General features: G+C 46.4%; 23 protein-coding genes. 12 read left to right on the top strand and 11 right to left on the bottom strand.

Translation table 11 applies throughout. The features are described from left to right. Positions 1-85: 85 nt before the first annotated feature. From OCV37_RS04385 to OCV37_RS04375, 3 genes are all read right to left on the bottom strand, one after another. A complete protein-coding gene (locus OCV37_RS04385) occupies positions 86-3,379 on the bottom strand; it encodes a type I restriction endonuclease subunit R (RefSeq protein ID WP_038182171.1) in 3,294 nt (1,097 codons plus the stop codon). A gap of 84 nt (positions 3,380-3,463) precedes the next feature. After that, positions 3,464-4,885, bottom strand: a complete 1,422-nt coding sequence (locus OCV37_RS04380; RefSeq protein ID WP_038182174.1) for a restriction endonuclease subunit S — start codon at positions 4,883-4,885, stop codon at positions 3,464-3,466. Then, positions 4,875-6,503, bottom strand: a complete 1,629-nt coding sequence (locus OCV37_RS04375; RefSeq protein ID WP_038182177.1) for a type I restriction-modification system subunit M — start codon at positions 6,501-6,503, stop codon at positions 4,875-4,877. The genes OCV37_RS04380 and OCV37_RS04375 overlap by 11 nt, the downstream gene beginning before the upstream one ends. A 280-nt stretch (positions 6,504-6,783) precedes the next feature. Here OCV37_RS04375 and OCV37_RS04370 point away from each other — a divergent pair, with 280 nt between their 5' ends. The 4 genes from OCV37_RS04370 to OCV37_RS04355 all read left to right on the top strand — a co-directional run bounded on the left by OCV37_RS04370 (position 6,784) and on the right by OCV37_RS04355 (position 12,424). Further along, positions 6,784-9,402: an MIX and LysM peptidoglycan-binding domain-containing protein gene (locus tag OCV37_RS04370; protein ID WP_038182180.1), complete on the top strand. Its 2,619-nt coding sequence runs from the start codon at positions 6,784-6,786 to the stop codon at positions 9,400-9,402. A gap of 363 nt (positions 9,403-9,765) precedes the next feature. Beyond that, a complete protein-coding gene (locus OCV37_RS04365; protein WP_038182186.1) occupies positions 9,766-10,098 on the top strand; it encodes a hypothetical protein in 333 nt (110 codons plus the stop codon). A 238-nt stretch (positions 10,099-10,336) separates the two neighbouring features. Further along, entirely contained in the window at positions 10,337-11,215 is an 879-nt protein-coding gene (locus OCV37_RS04360; protein WP_038182189.1) for a HEPN domain-containing protein, read from the top strand. Positions 11,216-11,503: 288 nt separating this feature from the next. Beyond that, entirely contained in the window at positions 11,504-12,424 is a 921-nt protein-coding gene (locus tag OCV37_RS04355) for a hypothetical protein (RefSeq protein ID WP_038182192.1), read from the top strand. 62 nt (positions 12,425-12,486) lie between these two features. Here the strand turns inward: OCV37_RS04355 and alsE are convergent, their stop codons facing one another. The 6 genes from alsE to OCV37_RS04325 all read right to left on the bottom strand — a co-directional run bounded on the left by alsE (position 12,487) and on the right by OCV37_RS04325 (position 17,904). Next, positions 12,487-13,179 (bottom strand): D-allulose 6-phosphate 3-epimerase, encoded by a 693-nt coding sequence (alsE, locus tag OCV37_RS04350; protein WP_038182194.1) that lies wholly within the window; start codon positions 13,177-13,179, stop codon positions 12,487-12,489. 186 nt (positions 13,180-13,365) lie between these two features. After that, positions 13,366-14,466 (bottom strand): PTS fructose transporter subunit IIC, encoded by a 1,101-nt coding sequence (locus OCV37_RS04345; RefSeq protein WP_038182198.1) that lies wholly within the window; start codon positions 14,464-14,466, stop codon positions 13,366-13,368. Positions 14,467-14,522: 56 nt separating this feature from the next. Continuing rightward, positions 14,523-14,846, bottom strand: coding sequence for a PTS fructose transporter subunit IIB (locus OCV37_RS04340; protein WP_038182201.1), 324 nt, complete (start codon positions 14,844-14,846; stop codon positions 14,523-14,525). A 68-nt stretch (positions 14,847-14,914) separates the two neighbouring features. Further along, positions 14,915-15,382 carry a PTS sugar transporter subunit IIA gene (locus OCV37_RS04335; RefSeq protein ID WP_038182204.1) on the bottom strand — a complete coding sequence of 156 codons (468 nt, stop codon included), beginning with the start codon at positions 15,380-15,382 and terminating at the stop codon, positions 14,915-14,917. A gap of 408 nt (positions 15,383-15,790) precedes the next feature. Then, a complete protein-coding gene (locus tag OCV37_RS04330) occupies positions 15,791-16,246 on the bottom strand; it encodes a PTS sugar transporter subunit IIA (RefSeq protein ID WP_038182207.1) in 456 nt (151 codons plus the stop codon). 23 nt (positions 16,247-16,269) lie between these two features. Beyond that, positions 16,270-17,904: a BglG family transcription antiterminator gene (locus OCV37_RS04325; RefSeq protein WP_211252067.1), complete on the bottom strand. Its 1,635-nt coding sequence runs from the start codon at positions 17,902-17,904 to the stop codon at positions 16,270-16,272. A 782-nt stretch (positions 17,905-18,686) separates the two neighbouring features. Between OCV37_RS04325 and OCV37_RS04320 the strand changes: the two genes are divergently transcribed. The 7 genes from OCV37_RS04320 to OCV37_RS04290 all read left to right on the top strand — a co-directional run bounded on the left by OCV37_RS04320 (position 18,687) and on the right by OCV37_RS04290 (position 23,731). Then, entirely contained in the window at positions 18,687-19,667 is a 981-nt protein-coding gene (locus tag OCV37_RS04320; protein ID WP_038182217.1) for a 6-phosphofructokinase, read from the top strand. 44 nt (positions 19,668-19,711) lie between these two features. Then, the gene (locus OCV37_RS04315; protein WP_038182220.1) at positions 19,712-20,005 is read left to right on the top strand and encodes a PTS sugar transporter subunit IIB; all 294 of its coding nucleotides are present in this window, start codon (positions 19,712-19,714) and stop codon (positions 20,003-20,005) included. A gap of 117 nt (positions 20,006-20,122) precedes the next feature. Then, positions 20,123-21,496, top strand: a complete 1,374-nt coding sequence (locus OCV37_RS04310; protein ID WP_038182223.1) for a PTS sugar transporter subunit IIC — start codon at positions 20,123-20,125, stop codon at positions 21,494-21,496. Beyond that, positions 21,483-22,325 carry a class II fructose-bisphosphate aldolase gene (locus OCV37_RS04305; protein ID WP_038182226.1) on the top strand — a complete coding sequence of 281 codons (843 nt, stop codon included), beginning with the start codon at positions 21,483-21,485 and terminating at the stop codon, positions 22,323-22,325. The genes OCV37_RS04310 and OCV37_RS04305 overlap by 14 nt, the downstream gene beginning before the upstream one ends. Before the next feature lie 131 nt (positions 22,326-22,456). Continuing rightward, positions 22,457-22,720: a hypothetical protein gene (locus OCV37_RS04300; RefSeq protein ID WP_051680597.1), complete on the top strand. Its 264-nt coding sequence runs from the start codon at positions 22,457-22,459 to the stop codon at positions 22,718-22,720. A gap of 13 nt (positions 22,721-22,733) precedes the next feature. Continuing rightward, positions 22,734-23,171, top strand: coding sequence for a PTS sugar transporter subunit IIA (locus tag OCV37_RS04295; RefSeq protein ID WP_038182228.1), 438 nt, complete (start codon positions 22,734-22,736; stop codon positions 23,169-23,171). Then, entirely contained in the window at positions 23,168-23,731 is a 564-nt protein-coding gene (locus tag OCV37_RS04290) for an AAA family ATPase (protein WP_051680602.1), read from the top strand. Before OCV37_RS04295 ends, OCV37_RS04290 begins: the two co-directional genes overlap by 4 nt. 123 nt (positions 23,732-23,854) lie before the next feature. Here the strand turns inward: OCV37_RS04290 and OCV37_RS04285 are convergent, their stop codons facing one another. After that, entirely contained in the window at positions 23,855-24,388 is a 534-nt protein-coding gene (locus OCV37_RS04285) for a helix-turn-helix domain-containing protein (RefSeq protein ID WP_051680603.1), read from the bottom strand. Positions 24,389-24,409: 21 nt separating this feature from the next. Here OCV37_RS04285 and OCV37_RS04280 point away from each other — a divergent pair, with 21 nt between their 5' ends. Beyond that, the gene (locus OCV37_RS04280) at positions 24,410-24,622 is read left to right on the top strand and encodes a hypothetical protein (RefSeq protein WP_038182231.1); all 213 of its coding nucleotides are present in this window, start codon (positions 24,410-24,412) and stop codon (positions 24,620-24,622) included. Between the two features lie 236 nt (positions 24,623-24,858). Here the strand turns inward: OCV37_RS04280 and OCV37_RS04275 are convergent, their stop codons facing one another. Then, positions 24,859-26,349 (bottom strand): UxaA family hydrolase, encoded by a 1,491-nt coding sequence (locus OCV37_RS04275; protein ID WP_038182234.1) that lies wholly within the window; start codon positions 26,347-26,349, stop codon positions 24,859-24,861. Between the last annotated feature and the right edge of the window lie 219 nt (positions 26,350-26,568).

Raw genomic sequence — 26,568 nt, 5'->3', positions numbered from 1 at the left:
GAGGTGCTTGGATCCAGAGACTTGAGACACAATAAAGGCTAGCCAATCTGGCTGAGAGACCGGCTATCGGAGAGACAGAGGCGATTTATGCGTTCATATGCTTTTTATAGTTCACCGCCTGCTCTAACACGCTTTTATACACATCATCGTTTGCGATAGGCGGAAAGCCGAACTGATGTAGTAGCAGAATTAAATCGACTTTGAGTTTGGCTTTGATGTCATCACGGTTGCTCCAGTCCGGGTACTGCGCGGTGTTATCCACCACCACTTTCATCTGTTGTGCGAGCGCTAACATCTTGTCGTTATCGTAAGTGAAATGATACTTGGTACACATATGCTCCAGAATATCGAGAAAAGCTTTCTCTTCCATATCGATACCAATGTCTTCAAACGACATCATTTCACTGCGGATGTTGTAGATCATATCGGTCATCTCTTGGCTAAAGGTATCGAACTCTTCGCCGTTCAATGCATCGTTTTCTTTGCGCTCATTGTACGTGTCCACCAGTGCCTGAAAGCGTTTCGAGAAATTAATCCCTTGCAGTTGGTTCACCTTTTTAAATTCATTGATGGCTTTTTGCAGCATTTTTTGCAGCAACTGCATTTTGGTATTGGGCAGTTTGATTTTATTGATGCGATCCATGTAGGCATCATCAAAAATATCGATGGTTTCCGCTTTGTCTTGCCCGAGGGTAAAGATTTCCTCAACCCCATCGGCACGAATGGCTTCAGCAATCATCTCCCGGACTCGCGCATTCATTTGCGCGGTATCGGGCGCATCCCCTTTAGTCAGTTTGTATACAATCGACCGTACCGCGATATAAAAATGAATCTGCTCACGTTCCGCTTGCGTGATCGCGTCACTGCCGACACACACGTCATAAGCGGCTTTCAGGCGTTTCACCAGCCCCATAAAGCGCAATTCAATCTTTTTGGTTTGCAGCGCAAACTCTGCCGCACGATTCAGACAAGCCAGTTGATTGACCGGATTCTCGGCAAAGTAATCCTGACTATCGAAGTGATGGAACATCTGCGCCAACAGGTGCAAGTGGTTACGCACTTCAATCAACGATTGTTGAGTCTCCTCAAAGTTGCTTCCATCGACTTTGGAATACATCGCAAGCGCCTGATTCATGCGGGATTTAATCCCGATATAATCAACCACCAACCCTTTATCCTTACCTTCAAACTTACGATTGACTCGCGAGATGGTTTGAATCAGGTTGTGCTTTTGCAGTGGCTTATCGATGTAGATGGTATCAAGCTCCGGCACATCAAATCCGGTTAACCACATATCTACCACAATGGCGATTTTAAAATTCGACTGCGGATTTTTAAACTGCTTATCCAGCTCTTTGCGATAATCCTTAGTACCAAGCAGTGCATACATTTCAGCGGCATCGTCTTGGCTACGCGTCATCACCATGTTAACCATCGGTAATGCCAGCAGCTCTTTTGGGTCTTTGTCGGTCAGCGCAATCCCCTCAATGGCTTGTTGCGTCTCAAACCCTTTTTCTATAAACCAAAGAGGACGCAGAACTTTCACCGCTTGGTAGAAGCCATAAGCAATCTCACGACTGGCACAGACAAACATCACCTTGCCTTTGACGGTCGCACCTTCCTCAACCCGTTTCTCGTAATGGGTGACAAAGTCTTCAGCCAACATTTGGATGCGATCCGGATCTCCCAGAATGGTATTCATATTGGCCGTGGCTTTTTTGCTCTCTTCAATCTGATGCTCATTCGCGCCCGCTTGCTCGCACGCTTGATAATATTTTTCTATCTCTTCAAGCTTGCTGTTATCCAAAATCACTTTAGCCGCACGGCCTTCATAGACAATCCGCACGGTGATTTCATCATTGACAGATTCAGTAATGGTGTAACTGTCTACCGGGTCACCAAACACATCCAGCGTGGCGTCGATCGGCGTCCCGGTAAAGCCAACATATGTGGCATTGGGTAATGAGTCATGCAGGTATTTGGCAAAGCCGTAAGTCTTTTTCACCGTGCCTTTGTTCTGATCCACTTTGATTGTTAGATCAAGATTGATTTGGCTGCGGTGCGCTTCATCAGAAATACACACCACGTTACAGCGATTGGTCAGCAGTTTGATGTCTTCGGTAAACTTATGAATGGTGGTCAGGAACACACCGCCACTGGCGCGCCCGGCTAATTTGTCACGCAAATCCTGACGGCTGGTCACCGGTTCAACCACTTCATCGCCAATATACGTGGTGGCATTACAAAACTGTTTGGAGAGCTGTTCATGCAGATCGGTACGATCGGTAATCAGCACAATGGTTGGGCTGGCAAAATCGACGCTTTTCATCAGCAAGCGAGCCAGAAACTGCATGGTAAAACTTTTGCCGCAGCCTGTGGCACCAAAGTAAGTGCCCCCTTTACCGCTGCCGCCCGCTTCACGCGGCACGATATTCCCCTCAGCATCGAGCACTTTACGCTCTTTTCTGATGTTGTAATACAGCTTACGTGCCGCGTAATACTGCGGGTAACGACAGCAAATTTTTTGTTCTTTTTTACTGGTATCCGGGAAGAAGACGAAATTTTTGATCACATCTAATAAACGAGTGGGATGAAACAATCCGTTGACCATGGCATTGAGTGAATCAATGCCCTGCTTCTCATTAGATTCATTGCCGGTGATTTTGCGCCATGAATAGAAATACTCATACGGAGCGAACAGGTTGCCCATTTTGTTATTCACGCCATCGCTGATGATACACAGGGCGTTATAGACAAACAGTTTGGGAATATCGCTGCGATAACGATTCGTCAACTGATCCCAGGCATGGTAAGTCGTCGCCGCTTCTTCACGCACGGCGGATTTCAATTCAAACACCACCAGCGGCAGGCCGTTGACGTATAAAATGACATCCGGAATGCGCTTTTGCTGATCGGTGCCGATAATCTCTAGTTGGCTGACTAAACGATAACGGTTGTGATCATCGCCAATGGTGGCATCGCCTGCAACAAACATCGCATTGAGCCGCTGCGACAAGGCTTGGGTATCGATCAATTCGATATAGAGATCTTTTTGCTGGCGATCGTCACGTTTGAACAGGAAACCATTATTTAACCACTGACAGAAGGTTTTGTTGCTCTGATACAAATCGCTGGCGGGCAGGGTTTGCAACTGGCGAATAATGGCGTCGATTTCCGCATCCGTAATGCCATCGGCGTGATAGCGCTTGGCAAGATAAGCACGCACATCATCGAGGATTAACACCTCTTCTTTACTCTCGCGCGGGATCTCGCTGCCAATAAAATGCGGGTACACAGTCGTGCCAGAAACACGTTGATGTTGCCCCAGCATCGCGATGATCGCTTGTTCCAACTTAGCTTCTGTAAAAGTGGTCGTCATAACGTCCTGTTCTTATCGTTCTTCTTGGGTTTAGCACAGTGCAAAACAAAAAAGGCAGCCGAGAAGGCTCAGGCTGCCGATGGGTTATGCGGTGGTTGTTTCTGCGATGGTGGATTCCACCTCATCCAAGCGTAATTCACCGGAGATGAGTTTGGGTAACAAGGTATCGCGAAGATTAATTAGCGTTTCAATCTCATCATTCCTTTTTTCACAACGATCAAGAAAACAATGAGAATACCTTGAATAAACAGATATTAACCTATCGTCAGGTACCAAAATCTGCACTGGATTTAAATTAGCTATAGTCATTTGTGGTTGTGCAGATCCAGAAGTTAAGCTAGTTAGATCTTGCTGAATTAGACAATAAAACAAAAATATAGAACTTATTTTCTGCTCTTCTATAACAAGCGAATTATTAGTAATAAAACTAAAAGGCTTTGTCCAATGAACTTTCCCGGAAGCAGCACCCCGACATGAAATTATTACTTGTGACTTCTCATACAGATAACGGTCATATGAACCAATTATTCCATTTCCACCGTAAACAGGATAACCATCTTTCAAAATTTTCGATTTAGGTAAATTTTTCCCATAAGTGATGGTAGAAATGTCTTTCAGGTACAATACACTCCACCCCTTCGGCACCCAGCCTAACTCACTTTCCTCAAAGGCATTGGGGAACAGTCGGCGGATGTCATCCGGTAGCGGTTGATAAGGGGACGCTAACGCATCGCCAGCCGCTGGGTTGCTGTGAGTGCTATGCGGCTGGTTTGCCTTATTTGCCTTATTTGCCTCATTTACTGCATGGCGCAGAGCTTGACGCTGCTCGGCGCGCGCTTGCAGTTCATCAGGAATGGCCTTTCCCTGATCAAAAAAGCCCGCATCCAGTGCGTTATCAATCACCGGATCGAAATCCACAAACCACGATTTAAACAGCGTCTGCGCCATTTGTTCTAGGGTTTGGTTGATTTGGCGGTTAAGGGTGATTTTGTTATCGAGTGTTTTTAAAATACTCGCAATCTTCTTTTGTTCTTCTCTCGGTGGATAACTTATTTCCAACCGACCGATCATCTCATTGTTTAGGCTAGCCCGTGTAGACATTGTTGAAAATGCCAACATTGCCTGTCGAAACTTAGGACTACGAAGATAGTAACCTACATACTCTGGTTCCAACTCACATTCAGAGTTTGGTCGTAGACGTTTACAGAACCCATTAAAAGTTGCATCTTCATAATCTTTTAACGCAACACAACTCATCCCCAATTCATTCATCGTTTCACTGGTTCGAGTTAAAAAAACATCACCTCTTTTGACTGAACAACCGTCTCTTTCTTTATCACTAGATTCAACTAAATCACCAAGAATATCCGGAGTGAAATAATTATAAAAAACATCTTTAAAAGTCAAAAATGGGTAACCACTACCAAAATCCTTAGCAGGCTTCGATAATCCAGAACGGACATCATACATATCAAGTAATCTGGCTGTTTTCCAATCACTCCCCATAACCCAATGCCTCCATATTAGTACGAATCGCTTTATCCAGCGCTTTGGCTTCATCCAATTGGCGATATAAGGTTTGGGTCAGTTCAGTCATTTTGGTTTCAAACGGAATGCCATCGTCTTCTAAGTCCGCTGCGCCCACATAACGCCCCGGGGTGAGGACAAAATCGTTCGCCGCAATCTCGGCAATGGTTGCCACTTTGCAGAAACCTGCTTGGTCTTCATATTGCGATAAGCTGATCTCTTTCGCTTCGAGGCGACGTTGGATTTCCGCCTCATCACTGCGCCACGCGTGGAAGGTGTCAGCGATTTTGGCGATATCTTCAAAAGTCAGCTCTTTATTGACGCGGCTGACCATGGTGCCCATGTCACGGGCATCGATAAACAGGGTTTCACCCGTGCGGTCGCGATAACCAAATTTCGGGTTGGCGGCTTTGCTCTTCGACATAAACCACAAACACACCGGAATTTGCGTGGTAAAGAACAGTTGCCCCGGCAGCGCAATCATACATTCGATGCGATCGTCGTTAACCAGCTTGGCGCGAATGTCACCTTCACCGCTGGTGTTGGAACTCATCGAGCCGTTGGCTAACACAAAACCGGCGACCCCATCTTCGCTCAGCTTCGACAGCATGTGCAAAATCCACGCGTAGTTGGCATTGCCTGTGGGTGGCGTGGTAAAGCCAGCAAAGCGCGCATCATCGGTCAGCTCGGCATCGTTACGCCAGTTTTTCAGGTTAAACGGTGGGTTAGCTAGGATGTAATCGGCTTTTAAATCTTGGTGCTGATCCGCGTGAAAAGTATCCGCCGGGCGTTCGCCTAAGTTACCGGTTAAGCCGCGAATCGCTAAGTTCATTTTCGCCAGTTTGTAGGTGGTAGTCGTAAGCTCTTGGCCGTAAATGGCAATGTCTTTACTTTTACCCTGGTGGCTTTCGACAAATTTCAAACTCTGCACAAACATACCGCCAGAACCACAGCATGGATCGTACACTTTGCCTTGATACGGTTCGAGCATGTCTGCCAGCAGGGTCACAACGGATTTTGGTGTGTAGAATTCGCCGCCGCCTTTACCTTCATTCGCCGCAAAGCGACCGAGGAAGTATTCATATACCCGGCCAATCAAATCTTCTTCACTGGTGTTTTCGTTACATTCGCTCGCGAGGGTATTGATGTTCTCGATGGTATCAATCAGCGACGCCAAGCGTTTCACTTCAAGATTCATGCGCGAGAAGTAGTTATCCGGCAACGCGCCTTTGAGGCTCGGGTTGTTCTTTTCAATGGTCGCCAGTGCGGTATCAATCACCACGGCGATATCATCTTGTTTAGCGCGCACTTTCACATACGACCAACGCGCCACTTCCGGCAGGAAGAAGATGTTGTCTTGCTGATAAAACTCCGGCATGTCGACGAAGGCTTCCATCCCGGTGGCTTTCAGTTGCTCGCGCTTGGTTGCAAATTTATCGCTGATAAATTTCAGGAACACTAAGCTCAATACCACGTGTTTATATTCGGAGGATTCAACGCTACCGCGCAGTTGGTTGGCGGTGTCCCACAAGGTTTCTTCAAAGCCTTTGGCTGATTTTTTCTTCGCTGAACTTTTCTTTGCTGGTGCTTTTGCCATGAGTCTGCATTCTTTTATCTATGAGGCGTACGATTTACCGTACGATAATTCCGATTGATTATATATGAAAATGAGACCAGTCAGAAAGCGAGTTGGTGCATGAGTGTGTGACCAACCTCAGCTTATCAGGCGCTCAAAAATATAAACGGTTTTTCCTTACTCCGGGGAAACGGCAGAGCTTGCAAAAAAACAATCTCAACCATTCATGACCTGATCCATCTTTGTCTATTTCCTGTAATATATGCACCCCATTTAATTGCAACCCAACAAAATAATAACAATGAGTTACAACGTCGTTCGTCTTTCCGATCTGATGGCTTATGAATTTGGTCAGGTCGAAGGTGATTTTGATTCCCTCAGAGAATCCGATTTAAAAACAGCGTTTCCCGCCGGCATGAGTTTCAGACAATTGCAGGCCGAGTTAAAAAGCGGTGAGCTGGTTTTACTGCACGATACCCCCTCAGAGCCGTTGATGATCCCGGCTCAGGATCAAATGAACCACCAGCGCTGGCAAATCAATCCGCGCATTGCCACTCAACTGGAGCCACTGGCACAACAAGCTTATCTGGAACGCGTTGCGCTATCAGAGAAAGGTGGCGGAAGTCATGCTGCCGGAGGAGGTTCCGGTACTGGCTATTCAGGGAGTCTGCATCCGGCTCAGCCGATGCCGCCTTATGTTCCTGAGCCGACCATCCCGGATAATGCCGATCAGGTTCCTGCTTCAAAATATGAATATATGCTGGAAATCGCCTGCTCAGATGAATCCCGCCTGTCGATGCTTCGTTATGGCTTTGTGCTACAGGGTAAAAAAGCAGAAGTGAAAACCGGGCCACAACAGCAAGACCGGACGGAACACGGCACTCGTTATGTGTACCGCGCAGCCTATAACGAGCAGAAAAGGCTCTATGCTTTCAGTGACAGCGCACCGCTTGGCGTCAGTCTGCCAGATCCGGTACGGGTAAAACCCATTGGTTCAGCGATGGTTCGTGATGCCTATATTCCTATCCAGCCTGCGGTGCAGGTCGGCGGACGGCTTGGTTTTCCGGCGTCCGGGTATCTGTATCATTTCCGGGATAACAAATTGGTTCAGGAATATTGTCTGCCGGAAGATGGTGAAGGCCTCTTTTATGCCACGCTTTCCCGTGAAGGGGTGCTGAACACCGCAAGAGGCTGTCCGTGCAGTCACCGGGCTTTACTGGTGTTCTGGAAGATAAACGGGGTGGCGATCAACCATCAGTCACTGGTTTATCTGAAACACCCCATCACCTTGGAGCAACTGAATCATCTGGATGACACCATTGCACAGCATGGGATTCATCTGGATATCCGTGCCCTGCTGGATGCAACCCGTCAACCGGTCATGAGCCGGGAGTCGGCAGAGCAGAAACAAGAGCAGCCCGAAGAGCCGACCACCCACACGGTGCAGCGTGCTCCGGGAAGTAACAAGCGAGAATCGTGGCCGGAGATCGCCCAACAATACGGACTCAGTGCTAAAGAATTGCTGAATCTGAATCCCGCTTATCACGCAGACCCGATGACATTGAAAATCGGGGATGTGCTGAATATCAGCACGAAACAAGAAAGCGCCGTCGTGCCGGAACGGATCAGTGCGATGCCACCCCAATCCCCGCAGGATTACAATCAGCCGCTCAATAGCTGGTATCGCTATCAGGAAAAATATCTCTCCGGCACTCAGGTGATCGCAATTCATGATCAAAGTCTGGTCACGGCAGATATTCCGCTGGTGCGTATTACCGATGAACCTGTTGCTTTTGATTTGGGCTTTTCTATGGTTGAAAAGCATCAGTCTCAGGCCAGCTTGTGGAACGATTTACTTGCGGATGAAACCGCTCCGCAAGTGCGCTCGATGCTGCAACAACTGAACGGTCATCTGAATGACCCGGTTCGCCCCGGAGAGCTGGTGATACTTGCCAGTCAGGCGCCACAATCAGACCAAGAACAACAAAAACTCAAGGTATTACAGGAAGAGGCGAAAATCGCCAGCGAAGCCATTGGTGAACTATCGGATGAACAGGCCGAACTGAATCACCGTTACTTTGAAACACTGGATTGCAAAGTCTGTGAAGCGTTCGAACAAGGCGCACCAAGCGATGCCTTTGCATGGAGCAGCGCCGCCACAGGAACTTTGGCCCCGGCAATGCAGAAACATCTGGAAAACGTGGCTACAACCCTGCAAAAGCTGGATGGTTTATATATTCGTTTCTTAGGCAAACATATCGCCCGGGACGCATTTATCCAACAACGTCAGGCATTAACCGGCCTGCTCGACTCACAACTGGATAAACTCACCCAGAGAACGCTGAGCCTTCCCGTCCATACCGGATTGAAAGAAAAGCTCGGCATTCATTCAACCAAATCACTCATTCACCATGCGGATGAAATTCTGGAAGGCGGACGCGTACCGGAGCTTGGCAGACATCTCGCAAATACATCAAAATGGGTGAAATACGCAGAAAACGCAGGCAAAGTGTCCATCGGGTTGAGTATTGCCAGTGCTACCTATTCAGTCACGCAGCAATGTGAAGCCGGTGGATTGAGTGATTGTGCAAGGGCAACAATGGTTGAAACTGGTGGCGTTGCTGGTGGTTGGGTCGCAGGGACAGCAGGTGCGATTGCTGGGGAAGCGATTGTTATAGCGTTCAGTATTACTTCGGCTCCAGTTATCTTAATCGTTGTTGGTGGGGCCGCGTTAGGCGTAGGTATTCTAGGTGCTGGTGCTGGAAAAATGGGAATGGGCTCTTTCTTTGACTCCATGAAATTTGGCGACTTACTTGATAATATTGAATCTAAATTTATGGATGATATCCCCAATGAGATCGAATCCTATATCAACAAAAGTATCTTTAGTGATTTTGGTATTCCAAGTAATTTTAACTAGTTAGAAATAATAATTATTATGAATGAAGTAATTTCAAGATGCCTTGGTTTGTTTGGTATGGTCTGGATGATAGTCTTCTTTATCTGTAGCCTACGTTATAGTTTTGGAGATAGAAAACATGTACAGACATTAGTTCGTAAGCTGGCAAGAAACCCGAGTTGGTACCTAGAAGATAAAGGTTTCATCATGATCTCAGGGATCAGCGCTGGCGGACTCTTAGCAATCTATAGTTTTATTTACCCTTTCGTTGTCCGTCGTTCTGTAAAGCGTGGTTATAAATTGGATATTATGATGTGGTTACACTGGCTGTGGTGGATGGTTTTTTCATACGCTGTCATTGTAGAACTTATGAAGTAGCCCGTTATGTATGAGATTATTTTGCGTGGTATCGGTATTTATGCCCTTGTCTGGATGATAGTCATATTTATCTGTAGCTTGCGTTACAGTTTTGGCGATAGAGAGCATATTCAGGTATTGGTTCGTAAACTAGCCAAAAATCCTCGTTGGTATTTGGAAGACCGGGGCTTTCTCGTAATTTCAGGCATGAGTGCTGCGGGTATATTTTTCATGTACACAATGATCTACCCACTTATTGTTCACCGTTCTATCAAGCGTGGGTATAAAATGGATCTGATGATGTGGCTACACTGGCTGTGGTGGGTATGCTTTTTATTCCCATGGTCTTACGTAGTGTAGTAGTGCAAAATATTAGCGCAATATCTTCCCCACAAGCATTAGAAAAGTATGATTTTTCCTGAATTGTGTCGCAAAGTGCCCCTGCGTATATCGCCACCGCCACCAAAATCGCTCACGATACCGACATCAAATCACAGCCGGGTATCACCATGACAAAACCGCAAATCATCAACAAAAACAACACCGAACGATGCGGTAACGGTTTGTTTTCCCTCCGGCTCATAGTAGGATAACCGCGATGAAAACAGCACTCGACCACCTCCCGGAGCGGAAGCAACAAGAACTTCACACCATCACCACCGTATTACGCGATACGCTGGATGATTTCTTACGCAACAAAAACGGCAGTAAAGCTGAGTTTCGGATCCTCAAAATTATCCTGTTTGGCAGCCATGCCAAAGGCACATGGGTCAGTGACCGCCCCAACGGTTATATCAGCGACTACGATATTCTGGTGATCGTCAACCGCTCGTCATTGGTCGAAGAGTACGCGGTGTGGCACAGTGCCGAAGAGCAGATCGCCCGTCGGGTTAACTCCGCTCCGCTCGGCTTGATCGTCCACACGCTCAATGAAGTCCATCAGCAACTCCAGCAAGGTCACTACTTCTTTAAAGATATTCGGGAACAGGGTATTGAACTGTTCAGCGCCGATAAGCGGGAACTGCCCATGCCGGGGAATTTAAGTGAGGAAGAATCACGTTCGATTGCAGCAAAACACTTTAAACGTTGGTTTGCTAATGCAGAATCGTTTTACCTCAATTACGGCCACTGTATTGAACGTGAAGATTATCCGATCGCTGCTTTTGAGCTTCATCAGGCCACCGAACGCCTGTTCGCCTGCACCCTGTTGGTGTGTACCAACTATCTGCCCAAAACCCACAATATTGAAAGCCTGCGCTCGATGTGCGCCCAGCAAGATCCGGCCTTTGCCGAACTGTTCCCGATGGAAAACAAGTTCCACCGCCGCAGCTTCCAGCGCCTCAAACGCGCCTACATCGATGCCCGCTATTCCGAACATTACGAAATCACCGCCGAAGAGCTGACATATTTACAAAGTGAAGTGGACAAATTACGGGAGATGACGGAACGGGTTTGTCGCGGGAGGATAGCACCCTAGTCGTTTTGTAGTGGAATACCAATTAAGTAAAATTGCTCTCGTTTAGCTCAATGCAATTGGGCTACACACAATGAAATTCTTAGTGGTTATATAATCGCATTCCAAGAATGTCCCCTTGTAATCATCCCCCAAACTAGAGAACACACATAACAATTTGCTATAGTCACTCGCCGGCTCGCTAGCACAAATTCTCAGGCAGTGCCGCTTCGTTAAAATATCCCATATGTTTTTACGCCTGTAGCGGGCATATAAGAAAACAACACAAATTCTATTTTGAGAGAAATAATCATGAGATCGTACTTTTTTATTCTGATTGCATCATTTTCAGTGGTGATATTAGGTTGTAATGATGATCAAAAAAATGAGCCAGTCAAATCAGCCGTCAAACAGATTGATGAACCCGTTTACTTTGACTATATTCCTGATGGCACATATCAGATTTCTTTGACGCAGACGAATACTACCAGTTCACGTATGGTGCCTATGTTGTCACCATCCAACAATTCTCCCACGGAGATTAGAAGTTATAGTGAATGGAACCTAACTCATCAAGGGGATAGTTATCGGTTTGAATTGGTTGATATTCACTATGAGTATTCATTTCTCTCTCACACGGTGATATTCGATACGCGCAATGATAACGTAGAACTTGAAAGCTCATATGCTTCGGTTCGTACAACAAAAGAAGGTGAGTCAGAATTTTCAGCAGCGCTAAAAGCGCTCAAAAAGGTGAAAGGTTTTTCCTTTACTCTCGGAAAAGATGCGAACTTGCCAGAAGGTATGTTTGGGCTGACTTCCAAATATCAACTGCCCCTTAAGTCAATGACGGTTGCAAACAATCCCTACTCGCCTCATGAAGAAATTAAATTACATTTAGGCGAAGAAAAAATCGTCCCGATATTTACCATGATGCTCGCTCGCCCATTAAAACCGATGACGGCGAATGAAACCTACACAACGGCTACGGGTACTTGGGAATTGTCCAAAAGAGCAGATAAATTAATTTATCGAGAAAAAGATGGTGATACTTCAACGGTGGTTGTCGATGCTTTTGATTACAACAATCACTGGGAAAGTAGCGATTTTCAGCGCTTTAAATCAACCAAGAAAGACATCAAGTTTGGAAATAATAAAATGAAGATGATTACTAGTCACACACATGCCGCGGAAATAGAAATTCGCCGCGTCAATGATAAGAGCGCCCAATAAAAAATCGGTCCGGGCTGTGTGTTCATCGCCCCACAGCCCGGCCACCACTGACTTGAACCAAACTAACGAAACGTTTCCCCCGTCGCTTGTTCAAACTCAGCCACCATTTGGAACCATGAACTTTCAATATGATCCGTCAAATTGAACAGCCCGCTGCGCCCAATCACGTAAATATCGGGTTTGGCAGCATGGATCACTTGCCAGTGCTCTTTATTGGTTGAGCCATCCATTTCAATCAGATAGTGGTAGTCATGCGCATCACGCAACTGTCTTAACTCGGTAATTTTATCGAGCATCTTGACCAAGAATCGTTGCCCGGCAAATCCCGGGTCAACGGTCATGATGGTGACTTTATCAAGCAGATCGATATACGGCAGAATCGCGCTTACCGGCGTCTCGGGGTTTAACACCACACCGGCCTTGAGCCCGGCAGCATGAATTTGGTCAATCAGACGAAAGGCAGTGCCATTGGTGTTTTCTGCCGGCATACAGATGAATTCACATTTGATATTGATCAGTTGCTGCACCCAGAATGCCGGGTCAGTAACCATCAAATGGGCGGACATCGGTTTATTGCTCAGTTTACGGGTCTGTTCAATAAACCACGGCGATAAACTTAAGTTCGGGACAAAATGTCCATCCATAATATCAATATGAAATGAATCAACGTGATCGTTTAAAAAAGTAATTTGCTCTTTAAATTGATCAAGGTCCATAGTCATTAACGATGGAGAAATATGTATATGTTCACTCATATTTTCAAATTCCGTTCTTTGGTGAAAAGATAGATCAAATAGCAATAACAAACCCTCACCATTCAATAACGAGGCGAAAGTTATATAATTCACGCCATTATTTATATGGATGATTTCAATATTTGAATTTGATACTGAGTCTATTTAAAGCACTATATTATTCATTGCTATTTTACCAAGAGAGCACTAGTTAATTTTAATATCATCTAAATTGAGCTCTTCTTCGTCATTATCTGCGATGACATCCATCGGGACATCTTTTTTAATCAGCGCATAAACCGTACCGGTCACGAGAATATTGACGACTAAAGCCATCAGTCCGGCCATCGGGTTCGACATGGTGGGCAGCATAAAGATCCCCCCAAAAGGGACAGTCGCATCAGCGCCATACACCAGAGTAATCGCTCCACCACAGGCACCGCCAATCGCTGCCGCAGTAATCCCGCGGGCAATATCGTTCATCACAATCGGAATCGCGCCTTCCACTATATTAACCACGCCCATTGGAACCGCAGATTTAAGGGTTTCGATTTCCTCGTAGTTATAAATATTTTTACGCAGCAGTTTGGCAATAAAATAAGCCAGACCAAAACCAACCGGTGTGGCTGTATTAACCAACTGGAGGGCGGTAATCGGTTCATTAATCCCCTGCGCCTGAAGCGTTAATACAAAGGCAAAACATGTTTTATTAATCGGCCCGCCAAAGTCAATAATACACAGCGCACCAATCACCGCGCCTAATACCAAGTTCGATGAAGTGCTCATACTTTTTAAGAAAGAGGTCAGCACCTCGGTAAAAACCCCCACGGGAGTACCGATGATATAGACCATAACCAGCGCACTGATGAGCGAGGCAAAGAAAGGCACAATCAAAGTCGGCATTAATCCTTTCGCCCAATTAGGCACCTTGACATGTTTAATGATGGCAAGAGCCAGATAGCCCGCCATGTAACCACCAAGAATCCCGCCAATAAAACCGGCAGAAATCGCATTCGCTGCGAGCCCGACCACAAAACCCGGTGCGACACCCGGTTTACCGGCAATCGAACCGGCGATCCCGCAGGCAATCACAACCGGCAACAGACCGAGCGCCTTGGCGCCGACGGTGGCGAGAACGCCCCACACATCAAATTGCCCGGGAACCAGTGTGTCTTGAACGGTCCCGCCCAGCGATAAACCGATGGAAATAATAAAACCAGCACCGCAAACAATGGGAATTAAAAATGATATAGCGGTGAGCAGATGCCCTTTCGGATTGGCTGCTTTCCATATTTCTTTCATGCTCATATATAGCACCTTCTATTTCATGTGGGATGTAATGGATAAATCAATCGCTGTTATTTTTATTGTGCTTGACTGCTTAAGACGATTTCTTGTAGTTTTTCTATCAGTTTATTGGGTGACTTCACCGCCATTTCTGTCGGCACTTTGACGACTTTTTTCCCGGCGAATCGTTCTTCTCCGGAGACCTGAACATCAGCCGCCAGTAAAACAATATCGGCTTGGGCAATGTCCTCTGCTGTTAATGCATTCTCAATCCCAATCGTGCCCTGCGTTTCAATTTTTGCATGATGGCCCGCTTTCTGGGCTGCGATTTCAATCTTTTTCTGTGCAATATAGGTATGTGCAATCCCTACCGTACAGGCTGAAATACCAACAATATTCATAATCACCCTCGATAATTCATTCAGTGTTTTATTTCTGCGATGAGAAATAAAATGAGTGGACGTTCAACTTAAGCATTCACTTCATGTTGTGTATTAAAAATTTTAATCATATTTTCCGGATCATTTTCTGCCAGTAATTGCGCGATAATCTCCTCGTCGGCTAATGCGCTTGAAACTTGTGTTAATAACCGGATATGCATCGTGTCCTGATCCGCTAAACGCACAGCAAATAAAATCACACAACGAATATCGCTCCCGTCCATGGTTTCCCAAGGGATCTCATGCTGAGTGCGACCGATAGCCAGTGTGGTATGAGTCACCGCTGAAGACTTGCCATGCGGGATCGCAACATGGTTTTCAAATCCGGTTGAACTTTGTTCTTCCCGTAACCAGACATCCCGAAGAAACTGCGCTTTGTCGCTGACAGAGCCATCCTGCACTAATAAATCGGTTAATTCTTCAATGGCCTCTTCCTTGGTTCTGGCGAGCATATTTAATTTAATATGTTTCGCCTTCAGCACTGTCGAAATATCCATAAACCACCTTTGTTAATATTGAATGAAAATTGAGAAACAGTTTGTGTATCACTGACCGGATATCACTTTCTGTCATAAAAATTACTGTAATGAGAGACATCTTTAATAAAAATTCTGTCATGAAAATTCCGGCATAAAAAAGTGCTGTCATGCGATTATTCTTTAATATTGAATAAACGATTTGAGACCTCACCCAATCACCTTGCCCGAAACCCAATCAATCATCAGATAAAATCAAATTCGCTGCTCAAACTATCTGGTCATTATTATTCGGCTGTCCTCGATGATAATAACGATAAGAAAAATCACCCCGGGTCACAATACTAAATAGTGTCCATCATTCAGGACAATTGATGAACACTGCCAAGATGAGAAAATAAAAACATACCGACTCATTTTATCGGTGACTCACAACGGTTGATTCAACATTGCGATGATATTGTGAGGTTCATTTTCTGCGAGTAATTGCGCAATGATCCCCTCATCTGCCAATGCACATGAAACCTGAGTTAATAACCGGAGATGCTCCGTATTAGGCGCATCCGAACAAATGGCATATAAAATAATGCAACGAATATCGCTGCCATCGTCAACTTGCCAGTCAATGCCCTGCGGCGGTCGCCCAATCGCCAATGCGGTTTGGCTGACCGCCGAAGATGTGCCATGCGGCAGGGCGATATGATTTTCAAATCCGGTGGTTCCTTGCGCCTCTCGTTGCCAGACATCCCGAAGAAACTGAGCTTTGTCGCTCACACAGCCCCCCTGCACCAATACATCGGTTAATTCTTCAATGGCCTCTGCTTTGGTTCTGGCGCTCATCTTTAATTTGATATGTTGCGTCTTCAGCACTGATGAAATATCCATTGATGTTCCCCGTTAACATGAAATCAAGCTTGCTTCACCGCGTACGCATCGCTGGCTTGCTGTAGTTTCTCTGTAATGAGCTTTTCCGTAATCCGCTGGATATCGGCATCATTCAGAAATGCGGTGACATAGACGACCGGCGTCTCGACCTCTGACACATGAACCGTAGAAATAATCAGGTCGGGCTGCATCTGCTGGTTCACTCGCTGCACATTCCCGACGGGCACCGCGGCAACAATCTCCCAATCAGGAAATGCACGCAGAATCCGGCTTTTCAGCAAATGTGATGTGCCGATTCCGGTAGAGCACACCAACAGAACACGCTTGTGGGTGATCTGGCGTTCAATCGCTGCCTGAAAGTGAACCGCCAGATACCCCACTTCATCATCAGACACTTTATGTTGCGTCGCTGTTTGCTTAATCGCTTGTTTTTCAATGCCTTCTTGTTCAATGTTTTCCTGTTCAAGGCCGTCTTGTTTAAGGCGATAGCGCAAGACATTTTCTATCGCAATCCGGGTTAAGTGATAGACATCCACCAGCTCATTTTTAATATCCTCCAGCAAAGGGTTGCGAATATTAATCTGATAATGCAGTCGATTCATCAGGGGACGGATATGCACGACCAAGCCGTCATACAACTGGCTGTCCTGACTCAGATCGATATTGATGAGCTGTGAAAAGTGCGTCACTAAATCCGATGTAATCTCACGCGCCTCATCGCTGAATAATTCTGAGTGCAACTTCTGGCTGTTGTGATTTTCAACGACTAATACACCCGATGAAATAATGTACTGGTAAATAAACCACACTTCATCATCGGGTAGCGGTAAAGCAATGTATTGCTCAATTTTTTCGACCATGCTTTCGGCGACGAGAAACACAGTGTCCGCCAAGGGTTGGCGGGAGACAGGCTCAGGTTGATCGAGTAAATTTCCTCTGGTACGGCGATGCATCATAATCAAAATATGGGTAAATAGGTTGATGTAGTACGCTTCACCTAATGGGTAGGCCAGTTCTTGTTCCATGTCTTGCAGCAGCCCCTGAACAAAGGCGACTTCATCGTGACCGAAATACTGAACCAGCGCTTTATAGCTCCCCGAGTCCAGTCTTGAATGGTTGACAAGACCAAGCTCCTGATGGTTGATTAAGCCGTTGATCAAGGCAGCCATCGCCTGACGGACATGATTTTCATCCCCTTGAATCCGGGTACCGCTTTGACTGCGAATCAACTGTAACCCAAGCGGCGTTATCCAATCTTCAATCATTCTCAGATCATTCACGACAGAGGCATTACTGATATAAAAACGTTCTGACAGCTTGTTGATTGACGTTTCTTTGGGGGTCTCACTCAATAGCCAGGACACAATTTTTATCCGGCGGGCGTGCCCCATCATGTTGTCTGAATCTTCACTCTCACCATTGAGTTGTAGTTCCAGTTGCAAGAGGTCTGCGGTATTGTCGGCCAACAGCAAAACCCCTGCCCCGACTTTTTTATCCACCTGAACGTTCGAACCCGCTAAGTAATCCTCAATCATATTCAGATCACGCTGGATTGTTTTTTTCGAGACGTCAAATTGCTCTGCCAAATTGAATAAGGTGACATACTCTCGCTGTTGGAGCAGAAAACGTAATAATTTATGTTGTCGTGAGGTAATCATTTCAATTTTTACCTTTGGTTATCAATCCATGATTCATCGTTCAATCTATGCTATTTCGTCTTCGGTTTCGGAGCGGTGGAGACTCTGTGAGTTTCAAGATAAGAAAATATTGATGTGGTCACAATACTAAATAGTGTCCATAACTCAGGACAATTGATGAACACTAAAGGAGATAACAGTCAACATAAGATGCTGATTAAAATAAATAATCCATCAAATACAGCGCATCAGCCAACGTCCCCAAAAACTACCAAAACATGATATCGGTTCGCCTTTTTGGTTCATTCATCCCGGTCATTACGCCCCAAAAAAGCAAGACCCGGCCTTTGCCGGGCGATTCCCGATGGAAAACAAGTGCCACCGCCGCAGCTTCCAGCGCCTCAAACGCGCCTACATCGCGCGATGTAGGGTAAACAAAAGAGTGCGTGTGTTCCATGACTGACGAATCAGTGTAAACCGAAGAGTTCTAAAATGGTCCAACAATATAACCACCTGATCGGATACATAAGTCGTAAAAGTGATCGCCACTTGATATATGTTGTACTTGTTTGGAGAAACTCAGCCTCATCAATCCATACTTCTGCCCATATGCATCATCCTTCAAAATTTAACATTTAAATAACAAATGGGATATTTTCGTGATTTAAATCACAATAAATAGCAGTGATCCAGATCGATTTTATTCACAGATTATTTTTTGATCTAATTTTTGTCGATCTTGATCACAACAAAGCTTTATTGAGTGTTTAATAATCAAACCATAACAAGATAAGGAGAATCCTATGAAAATTGGTATCGTGATTAGCGGCGGAGATGGCGCTGGTATCAATAACTTTATTTTTCAGGTGGCTAGACTATCCGGTGCGGATATCACGATTTTTAATGGCGGTATCTACGGGTTGCTCAACGGCAGCAAGATTGATATCAGCTACCGCGATTTAATTGATTACTCGATTTCTTCAATGCCGATTATTTCATCGGGCCGTTCTGAGCGGTATTTAAACCCGAGAGAGTATGAACAGATCGCAACACGTTTGAAGAAGGAAAAAATATCCGTCCTGATTCTGGCCGGTGGTGACGGCTCGATGAAGTTTCTGCATAAACTCAGTGAGTATGGCGTCAACTGTTTCGGTGTCGGGATGACGGTTGATAATGATTTGGAAGGCTCTGAATATACCATTGGGTTTTCAACCGCCTGTGAAGAAGTCTTACATGAAGTGACCAAATTAAGAAATACCGGCCGGGCATTGCCGAATCGTGTTTTTATGGTTGAAGTGCTCGGGGCATATTGTGGTGAATTAACCCTTCAGTCTGCCATCAAATCGAATGCTGATTTTGCCTTAATTCCTGAATATATGATTCCGATTGAAGAATTAGCCAGCCGGGTGAAAGATAAATTAGCCATTCAAAATAGCGTAATTATTTTATGTGCCGAAAGTTACACCCATGAATATACCCCCGGATTTCAGGGTGCAATTAATACCGTGGCAGAACAACTAGAACCATTAATTGGTATCAGAATCAGAAAAACCACATTAGGATTTGGTTTAAGGAATGGAAATCCAACCACTGAAGAAATTTATCAGGGTACGATTGCTGCCAGCGAAGTCGTACGTTGTATCAAGAGCGGCATGGCGAATAAAGTCATTGTTATTAATGCCAGTAATAAACCAATTCCGGTTGATTTGAATACCATGCAAAACCGGACAATTGATAAGGAAGGTCACTATTTTAAACTCGCAAAACAATTAGAAATTATATGAAAACATAACGTGAAACAAGGTAGAACATGAAGAGGGATTAGCTCATGACTTATAACATATGGTGTGTGTGCGGTTGTGGTTTGGGCTCTAGTTTTGCATTAGAAATGACAGCGAAGCCCATCCTGGAAAAAATCGGTATCGACTTTAATTTAAATCATACGACGGTATCCGAGGTTTTAGCACTAAAACCGGATGCCATTATTACCTCAACGTCATTCTCTGACGCAATAAAAGCAAGCGCCTCGCCCGAGGATGCTGAAAAAATAATTACGATCCAAAAGTTTACAGATAGTCATGAAATGGAAGAGAAATTAAATAAGTTCTTTTTACATAAATAAGCTCTTTTTACATAAAGCATATTTCTCAACCCATTTTATTTATATCACTCTCAAACATAGCTTAATTATAAAAAATTAAGCTATGGCACCCTATTAATTAAAAATGGAGCACATATTATGAGCGCCTTTTTCGAATTTATTGTAAAAGACTTATTAGGTCAGGCATCCATACTCATTGCATTTATTGCCATGATTGGTCTGATATTACAGAAAAAAACCTACGGCAAAATATTTGAAGGCACATTTAAAACCATGCTGGGTTTTTTAGTGATGATGGCCGGGATTAATATTATTGTCGAAACCCTTACTTTTCTGAACCAAATTTTTACCACGGGATTCGGCATGTCGGGCTATATTACCGATGTCGCCGCGATTGCGGGCGTTGCTAATAAACAATTAGGCAGTGAGGTCGCGTTAACCCTGCTGGTGATCTTCGCGACGAATATTCTGATCGCCCGCTTTACACCGTGGAAATATATCTTTCTCACCGGTCAGGCGTTGCTATGGATGAGTACCATTGGTGCCGTCATTGGCTACAAAGCCGGATTAACCGGACTCCCCCTGATCCTGACCGGTGGGATTTTCGGCGGCATTATGGCGGTGGCGATGCCCGCTATCGCGCAACCTGTGGTGCGTCGTATCACCGGCAACGACAGTATTGCACTGGGGCACTTCTGTACCATTGGTTATATGGTTCAGGCTGCTGTCGCGAAAGTGGTCGGTAAAAACTCCAAATCAACCGAAGACATTCAACTGCCGAAAGCATTCTCTTTTTTGAATGATACTTACCTGTCGATGGCGGTGGTGATGATCCCGATGTACCTCATCCCGGCAATCGCCGCAGGCCCGGAATATATTGCAAAATACTCGAACGGTATGAATTACCTGATGTATGCATTCATGCAGGCAATGGTGTTTGTTGCCGGGGTCTTTGTGCTCTACTCCGGGGTACGCCTGTTGCTGCAAGAGTTGGTACCGGCATTTCAGGGCATTGCAATGCGTTTGGTGCCGAATGCCAAGCCTGCGTTAGATTGCCCGGTGCTGTTCCCTTATGCACCGAATGCCGTGATTCTGGGCTTCTTGTCCACCACCGTGGGCACCGTGATTGGCATGCTGCTGTTCCCGATGTTCGGACTGGCAATGATCCTGCCCGGCTTATTAACCAACTTCTTCGCCGGAGGAACCGCCGGGATTTTCGGTAATGCCATCGGCGGCCGACGGGGTGCCATTATCGGTGGTGTCGTCCACGGCTTATTCATCACTTTCTTACCCGCCATTCTGATCCCACTGCTTGAAACCTACGGGTTTGTCGGTGTGACCTTCAGTGACTCCGATGTTATCTCATCCGGTTTGCTGCTCGGCAACGCCTTCAACGGCAACTGGGGATTTGTGGTGACCTTCATCGTCTTTGTGATCGCCATTACCTACTTCGTCAACAAATCGCTTTCTCGCTCTGAAGATAAAAAGGATATCGCTAATGAAACTGCTTAATTTCAAACAACTCTTGCCCATTGCACAACAACGCGGATTTCATGCAGTGGGGTCATTTAACTTGCACTGTCTTGAAATGCTCCCCGCTTATTTCGAAGCAGCACTCGATACCAATGCCCCGTTGATGATTCAAATCTCTACGGGAACGGCGGAATATTTAGGCCGGGAGTTATTGGTAAGTTCGATTCAAAGCCTGGCGGAAAAACACGATGTGCCCACCTGCCTGCATCTGGATCACTGTTCAAATCTCGATGACATTAAGAAAGCCATCGACAGCGGGTTCAGCAGCGTGATGTACGATGGGTCGCATTTACCGTTAGCGGAAAATATTGCCAATACCAATATCATTCTGGAATACGCCCGCCAGTTCGATGCCACGGTCGAGGCAGAACTCGGGGCCATAGGCGGTGCGGAAGACGGTAAAGCGGTCGCCGACAGTGACATCGCTTTTACTACGGTAGCAGAGGCGACTCAGTTTGTCCGCGAGGCTGATGTTGATATGCTGGCCGTTAGTATCGGCACCGTGCACGGGTCTTACACCGCCAAAACCAACATTCAGCACGAATTATTGGCAGAAATCCATCAGGCGGTCGATAAGTCTCTGGTTCTTCATGGCGGGACAGGCGTCAGTGATGAAGACATGCATTTCGTCATCCGCCACGGGATGGATAAGGTCAATGTCGGCACGGAAATGAATGTCCAGTGGGTGAAGCACTGTCAGGATACCTTCTCCAGCGGCAAAGTGGATGACTCGGTGCGTAAGTTCTTTATTCCGGCCCGCAAAGCGGTCAGAGAGGTCATTGCGGAGAAGATGCGTCTGTTTCAATGATAAAAAGATGTGATGACAGACGTTATCACCGAGACTTTATCACCGAGACTTCAATCACCGCATGGATTTCCATGACATCGTTCAATCACGATTCAGCGCCCCGCTGCGGCGGGGCAATGAAGGAGGCTTATATGCAATTCCTGAAAAAGTTATTCGCTGGCCACACCCCCCCGGTTGTCACTGCAAGTGAAGCGGATGCCATTCACCAAGCTATTTTGCAACTGGAACAACAATATGCTGCAACCCCCGATGATATCACCCTGCGGCAAGAACTGTTGATTAAATATACTCAGGCAGCCTCGATTTATTCGCAAGTTCCGGCCTATCAAAGTCGCGTTGACGATGTGTTTGACAAAATGAACGAGCTGAGAAATACCGCGCGGAAAAATTTCTGAGAAGGAAACCTTTATGCTGAAAGCGCTTTTAGTAGAAGCCGATGCCATCCAGTTACAAGTGGATGTACAAAACTGGCAAGAGGCTCTCGATATTGCGGCTCGCCCACTGTTGGAGCATCAATTTATCGATCCCTCTTATTTAGATGCGATTAAATCGACCACCGAAGAAACCGGCCCTTATTATGTGTTCGAAGACGAACGGTTTGCACTGCCCCATGCCCGTCCGGAGGACGGTGTCAACCGGCTCGGTTTTAGTTTAGTGACCCTCAAACATCCGATTACCATTCAATCAAGCCCTGAAGTGGATCTGATCATCATGTTATGTGCGTTAGATGGTCACAGTCATATTGAACAAGGTCTTCGGCCTATTTTTGAACGACTCGGTGATGCCAAGACCCGGGCACGATTAAAACAGGCGACGACCAAAGAAGAGGTGCTGAATTTACTATGAAAACTGTCATTCTTGTGAATGGAATCCCGGCTTCAGGCAAAAGCACGACGGCAAACCGCATCGCCGATTATCTGACGTGCCCCTATTTGTCGATCGATACCATCAAAGAGCCGTTTATGGCGCTGTATCACGATGTGGATCGCAACCTCAACCGCAGACTTGGTCAGGCGGCTTATCAAGTCATCTGGGACACGATTGCTCAGGCTCCCGACGCCTGTGTGTATGTAGTCGATGCGTGGTTTGGTTTCCGTCCCAAAGAGGAACTGCTCCGGTATGTGGATGCGGCCAATATTGATCATGTGATCGAAGTGTGGAATCAGGTGTCGCCCGAGACGGTGGTTGAACGTTACAAACAGCGTTTACCCTACCGACGAAAAGGCCATCCCGGTGCTGAATATCTGCCTGAACTGGAAACATTAGCCCAAAAAGCAAAACCGATGCATATCGGGGAGCTGATTTGGCTCGATCAGGACGATACGCCGAGTCACACCCAATTATTACCGGAAATCAGCGCACGGATAGCAGCCCGCGACCCGGTCAAAAAAACGATTAACTCTTAAAAAACCATCAACACTTACAAAAATCCTTAAAACGTCAAGTAAACGCCCTGCTGTTGTGGGGCTTCTTCTACACATCACCGGTTCCCCCAAGGGAATCGCTGTTGCAGTTTACTTTTGCCGGGTCTAACGCTGCCGGTATTGGCTTGGAGTAAACCCGCTGGCCAGTTTAAACCGATTGGAAAAATGCCCCGATGAGCTGAAGCCACACTGCAAAGCGATGGTGACTAAAGACAGATCCGTGTTTTTCAGCAAGGTTTTTGCCAACAGTAAGCGCTGCTGCATCACGTATTGATGCGGAGCCAGTCCGACGGATTGTTTAAACATCCGTGCAAAGTGATATTCACTTAAATTCACCACTGCCGCTAAATCAGCGAGTTGGATGCCGGCACTGAGATTGGCTTCAATATAGGCCTTCACCCGGGCAAGCAGGTATGGTGCGAGCCCGCCGGTGACCTGAACCGGCTGCCATTTAAAATGGGTGTAGTGATGTACCAGATGGGTTAACAATAATGTCGTCGCGGCGCTCAGCGCCAGACGATCTGCCGTGTCATTCCAGCTCAGATTCAATAAGAACTGCCGGTACAGCGTCGTAACTTGCGGATCATCGACAAAAATCCGTTCATCGACACTGAGTCCGTACGGGCTCTTGTCCCACACGGATTCTGCGATCTGCTTTAAGTGCTTGTCCGTGGGCGTATCGGGACAGGCGCGGCTGCTTATGCGACGATCTTATTCCCGCTAGTGGCATTATCGATCTCAACGCTGTTTGAAGGTTATGTCTGGACCCAAAGCGCCGTGGTTGGCTTAGTACTGATTCTGACCGGTAATGTCGTGATGTTTTTCAAAATCCCCTCCCGGCCGAAGCCGCATCCGAGAGCAGTTCTTGATTAAAAACAGTTCTTGATTAAAAGCCGCTCTTAATGAAAAGCGGCTCCTGATTAAAAACGATACGGACTCATTGATGAATTCGCTTTTACCTAAACGCAATCGGCAGTGCGCCCGGCAGATGCATTCACATCGCCGGGCGCTTTTACCGGAGGAAATGGGCAAAACGGTATCTGAGAACGACTGTGTTTGAGAACGACAGCATCTGAGAACTATCGTATCGAGAACCATCGTATCGAGAACTACAGCGTCACCCCGGATTTAAAGATCGCCAGTTCACGAAAATCATTCTTTTCGTTGTTAGCCGGCTCACCACTGGCAATCGCAACCACACGTTCAATAAACTGGTCGAGAATTTCAGGCATGGTGACCCCTTCGACCAGAGATCCGGCATTGAAATCAATCCAATGCGGTTTTTTCTCCGCCAGTTCCGAGTTGGTGGCAATCTTCATGGTCGGCACAAACCCGCCATAAGGCGTACCACGCCCCGTAGAAAACAGCACCATATGACACCCGCTCGCAGCCAGCGCCGATGTGGCAACCGCATCATTGCCCGGAGCACTCAACAGATTCAAACCGGGTACAGATAGCGTGTCACCATAGGCCAGCACATCGATCACCGGGCTATTGCCCGCTTTTTGTGTACATCCCATCGATTTATCTTCCAGCGAAGAAATCCCGCCTTTTTTATTCCCCGGTGACGGGTTCTCATAAATCGGCTGGTCATGGGCAATAAAGTATTGCTTAAAGCCGTTAATCATCGCCACAGCTTTATCGAAGGTTGCTTCATCGATGCACCGTTCGAAAAGAATATGCTCGGCACCGAACATCTCCGGGACTTCGGTTAATACCGAGGTGCCGCCAAACTGAATCAGATAATCAGAGAACGCGCCGAGCATCGGGTTCGCAGTAATCCCGGATAACCCGTCCGAGCCGCCGCACTCTAACCCGACGCGTAACCGGCCGATACTCATCTCGGTACGGGTATCCTGACGGACGGTCTGATAGATTTGCGTAAGCTGTTCAACCGCCGCAGCCACTTCATCCCGTTCGTTTTGCGCCACCATGTAGCGTACCCGATCGGGATCGACGTCACCGACCAGCTCCTGAAACGGGACAATCTGATTGTTCTCACATCCCAGCCCAATGACTAATACACCACCGGCATTGGGGTGTTTAACCATGTTGGCCAGAATTCTACGGGTATTTTCATGGTCGTCACCGAGCTGTGAGCAACCATAGTTATGGGCAAACAGATGGACGCCGTCACACTGCAACTGCGGATGATTTTGTTTGAAGCGCTCAACCGCCTGTCTCGCAATGCCATTGACACAACCGACGGTCGGAATCACCCAGATTTCGTTACGAATCGCCACGTCGCCATTGGCACGCGCATAGCCCTGAAAGGTGCGCTCTTGCGTGCTCAGCAGTGGCACAGGCACAAATTTAGGATGATATTGGTAGCTATCGGTATCCGACAGATTGGTCTTCATATTGTGGGTATGTACCCACTGCCCGGCTTCAATATCAGCCGTCGCCCCGCCAATCGGGCTGCCATATTTGATAATGTTATCACCACGCGAAATTGATCGAATGGCCACTTTACTGCCCCGTTCGACATCTTCTGCAACGGTGATCATGACGCCGTCCACATCAAGCTGCTGATGGGCCTGAATCGCGTCGAGACAAACGACGACATTGTCGCTTGGATTGATTTGAATGAACTTTTTCATGGGTATCCCTGTTAAGTGACCCCGTCCGACGCATAGAGTGTACTCTGTGACCTGTATTTTAAGCAAATAAAAAACAACCCATCTTAAAAAAATGCGCGCTTAAAATAACAAATTCCATGTTCACCCCGTCTTTAACGGCTAATCTATGATTAAAATCGGAATAAAAAACAGATAAAAAACAGACAAGAATGATCACTTACACGTTTGAAGGTTTTTTGC

The organism is Vibrio rhizosphaerae (genome assembly GCF_024347095.1).
Classification (GTDB): Bacteria; Pseudomonadota; Gammaproteobacteria; order Enterobacterales; family Vibrionaceae; genus Vibrio; species Vibrio rhizosphaerae.
This window is presented reverse-complemented; position numbering and strand designations above follow the sequence as displayed.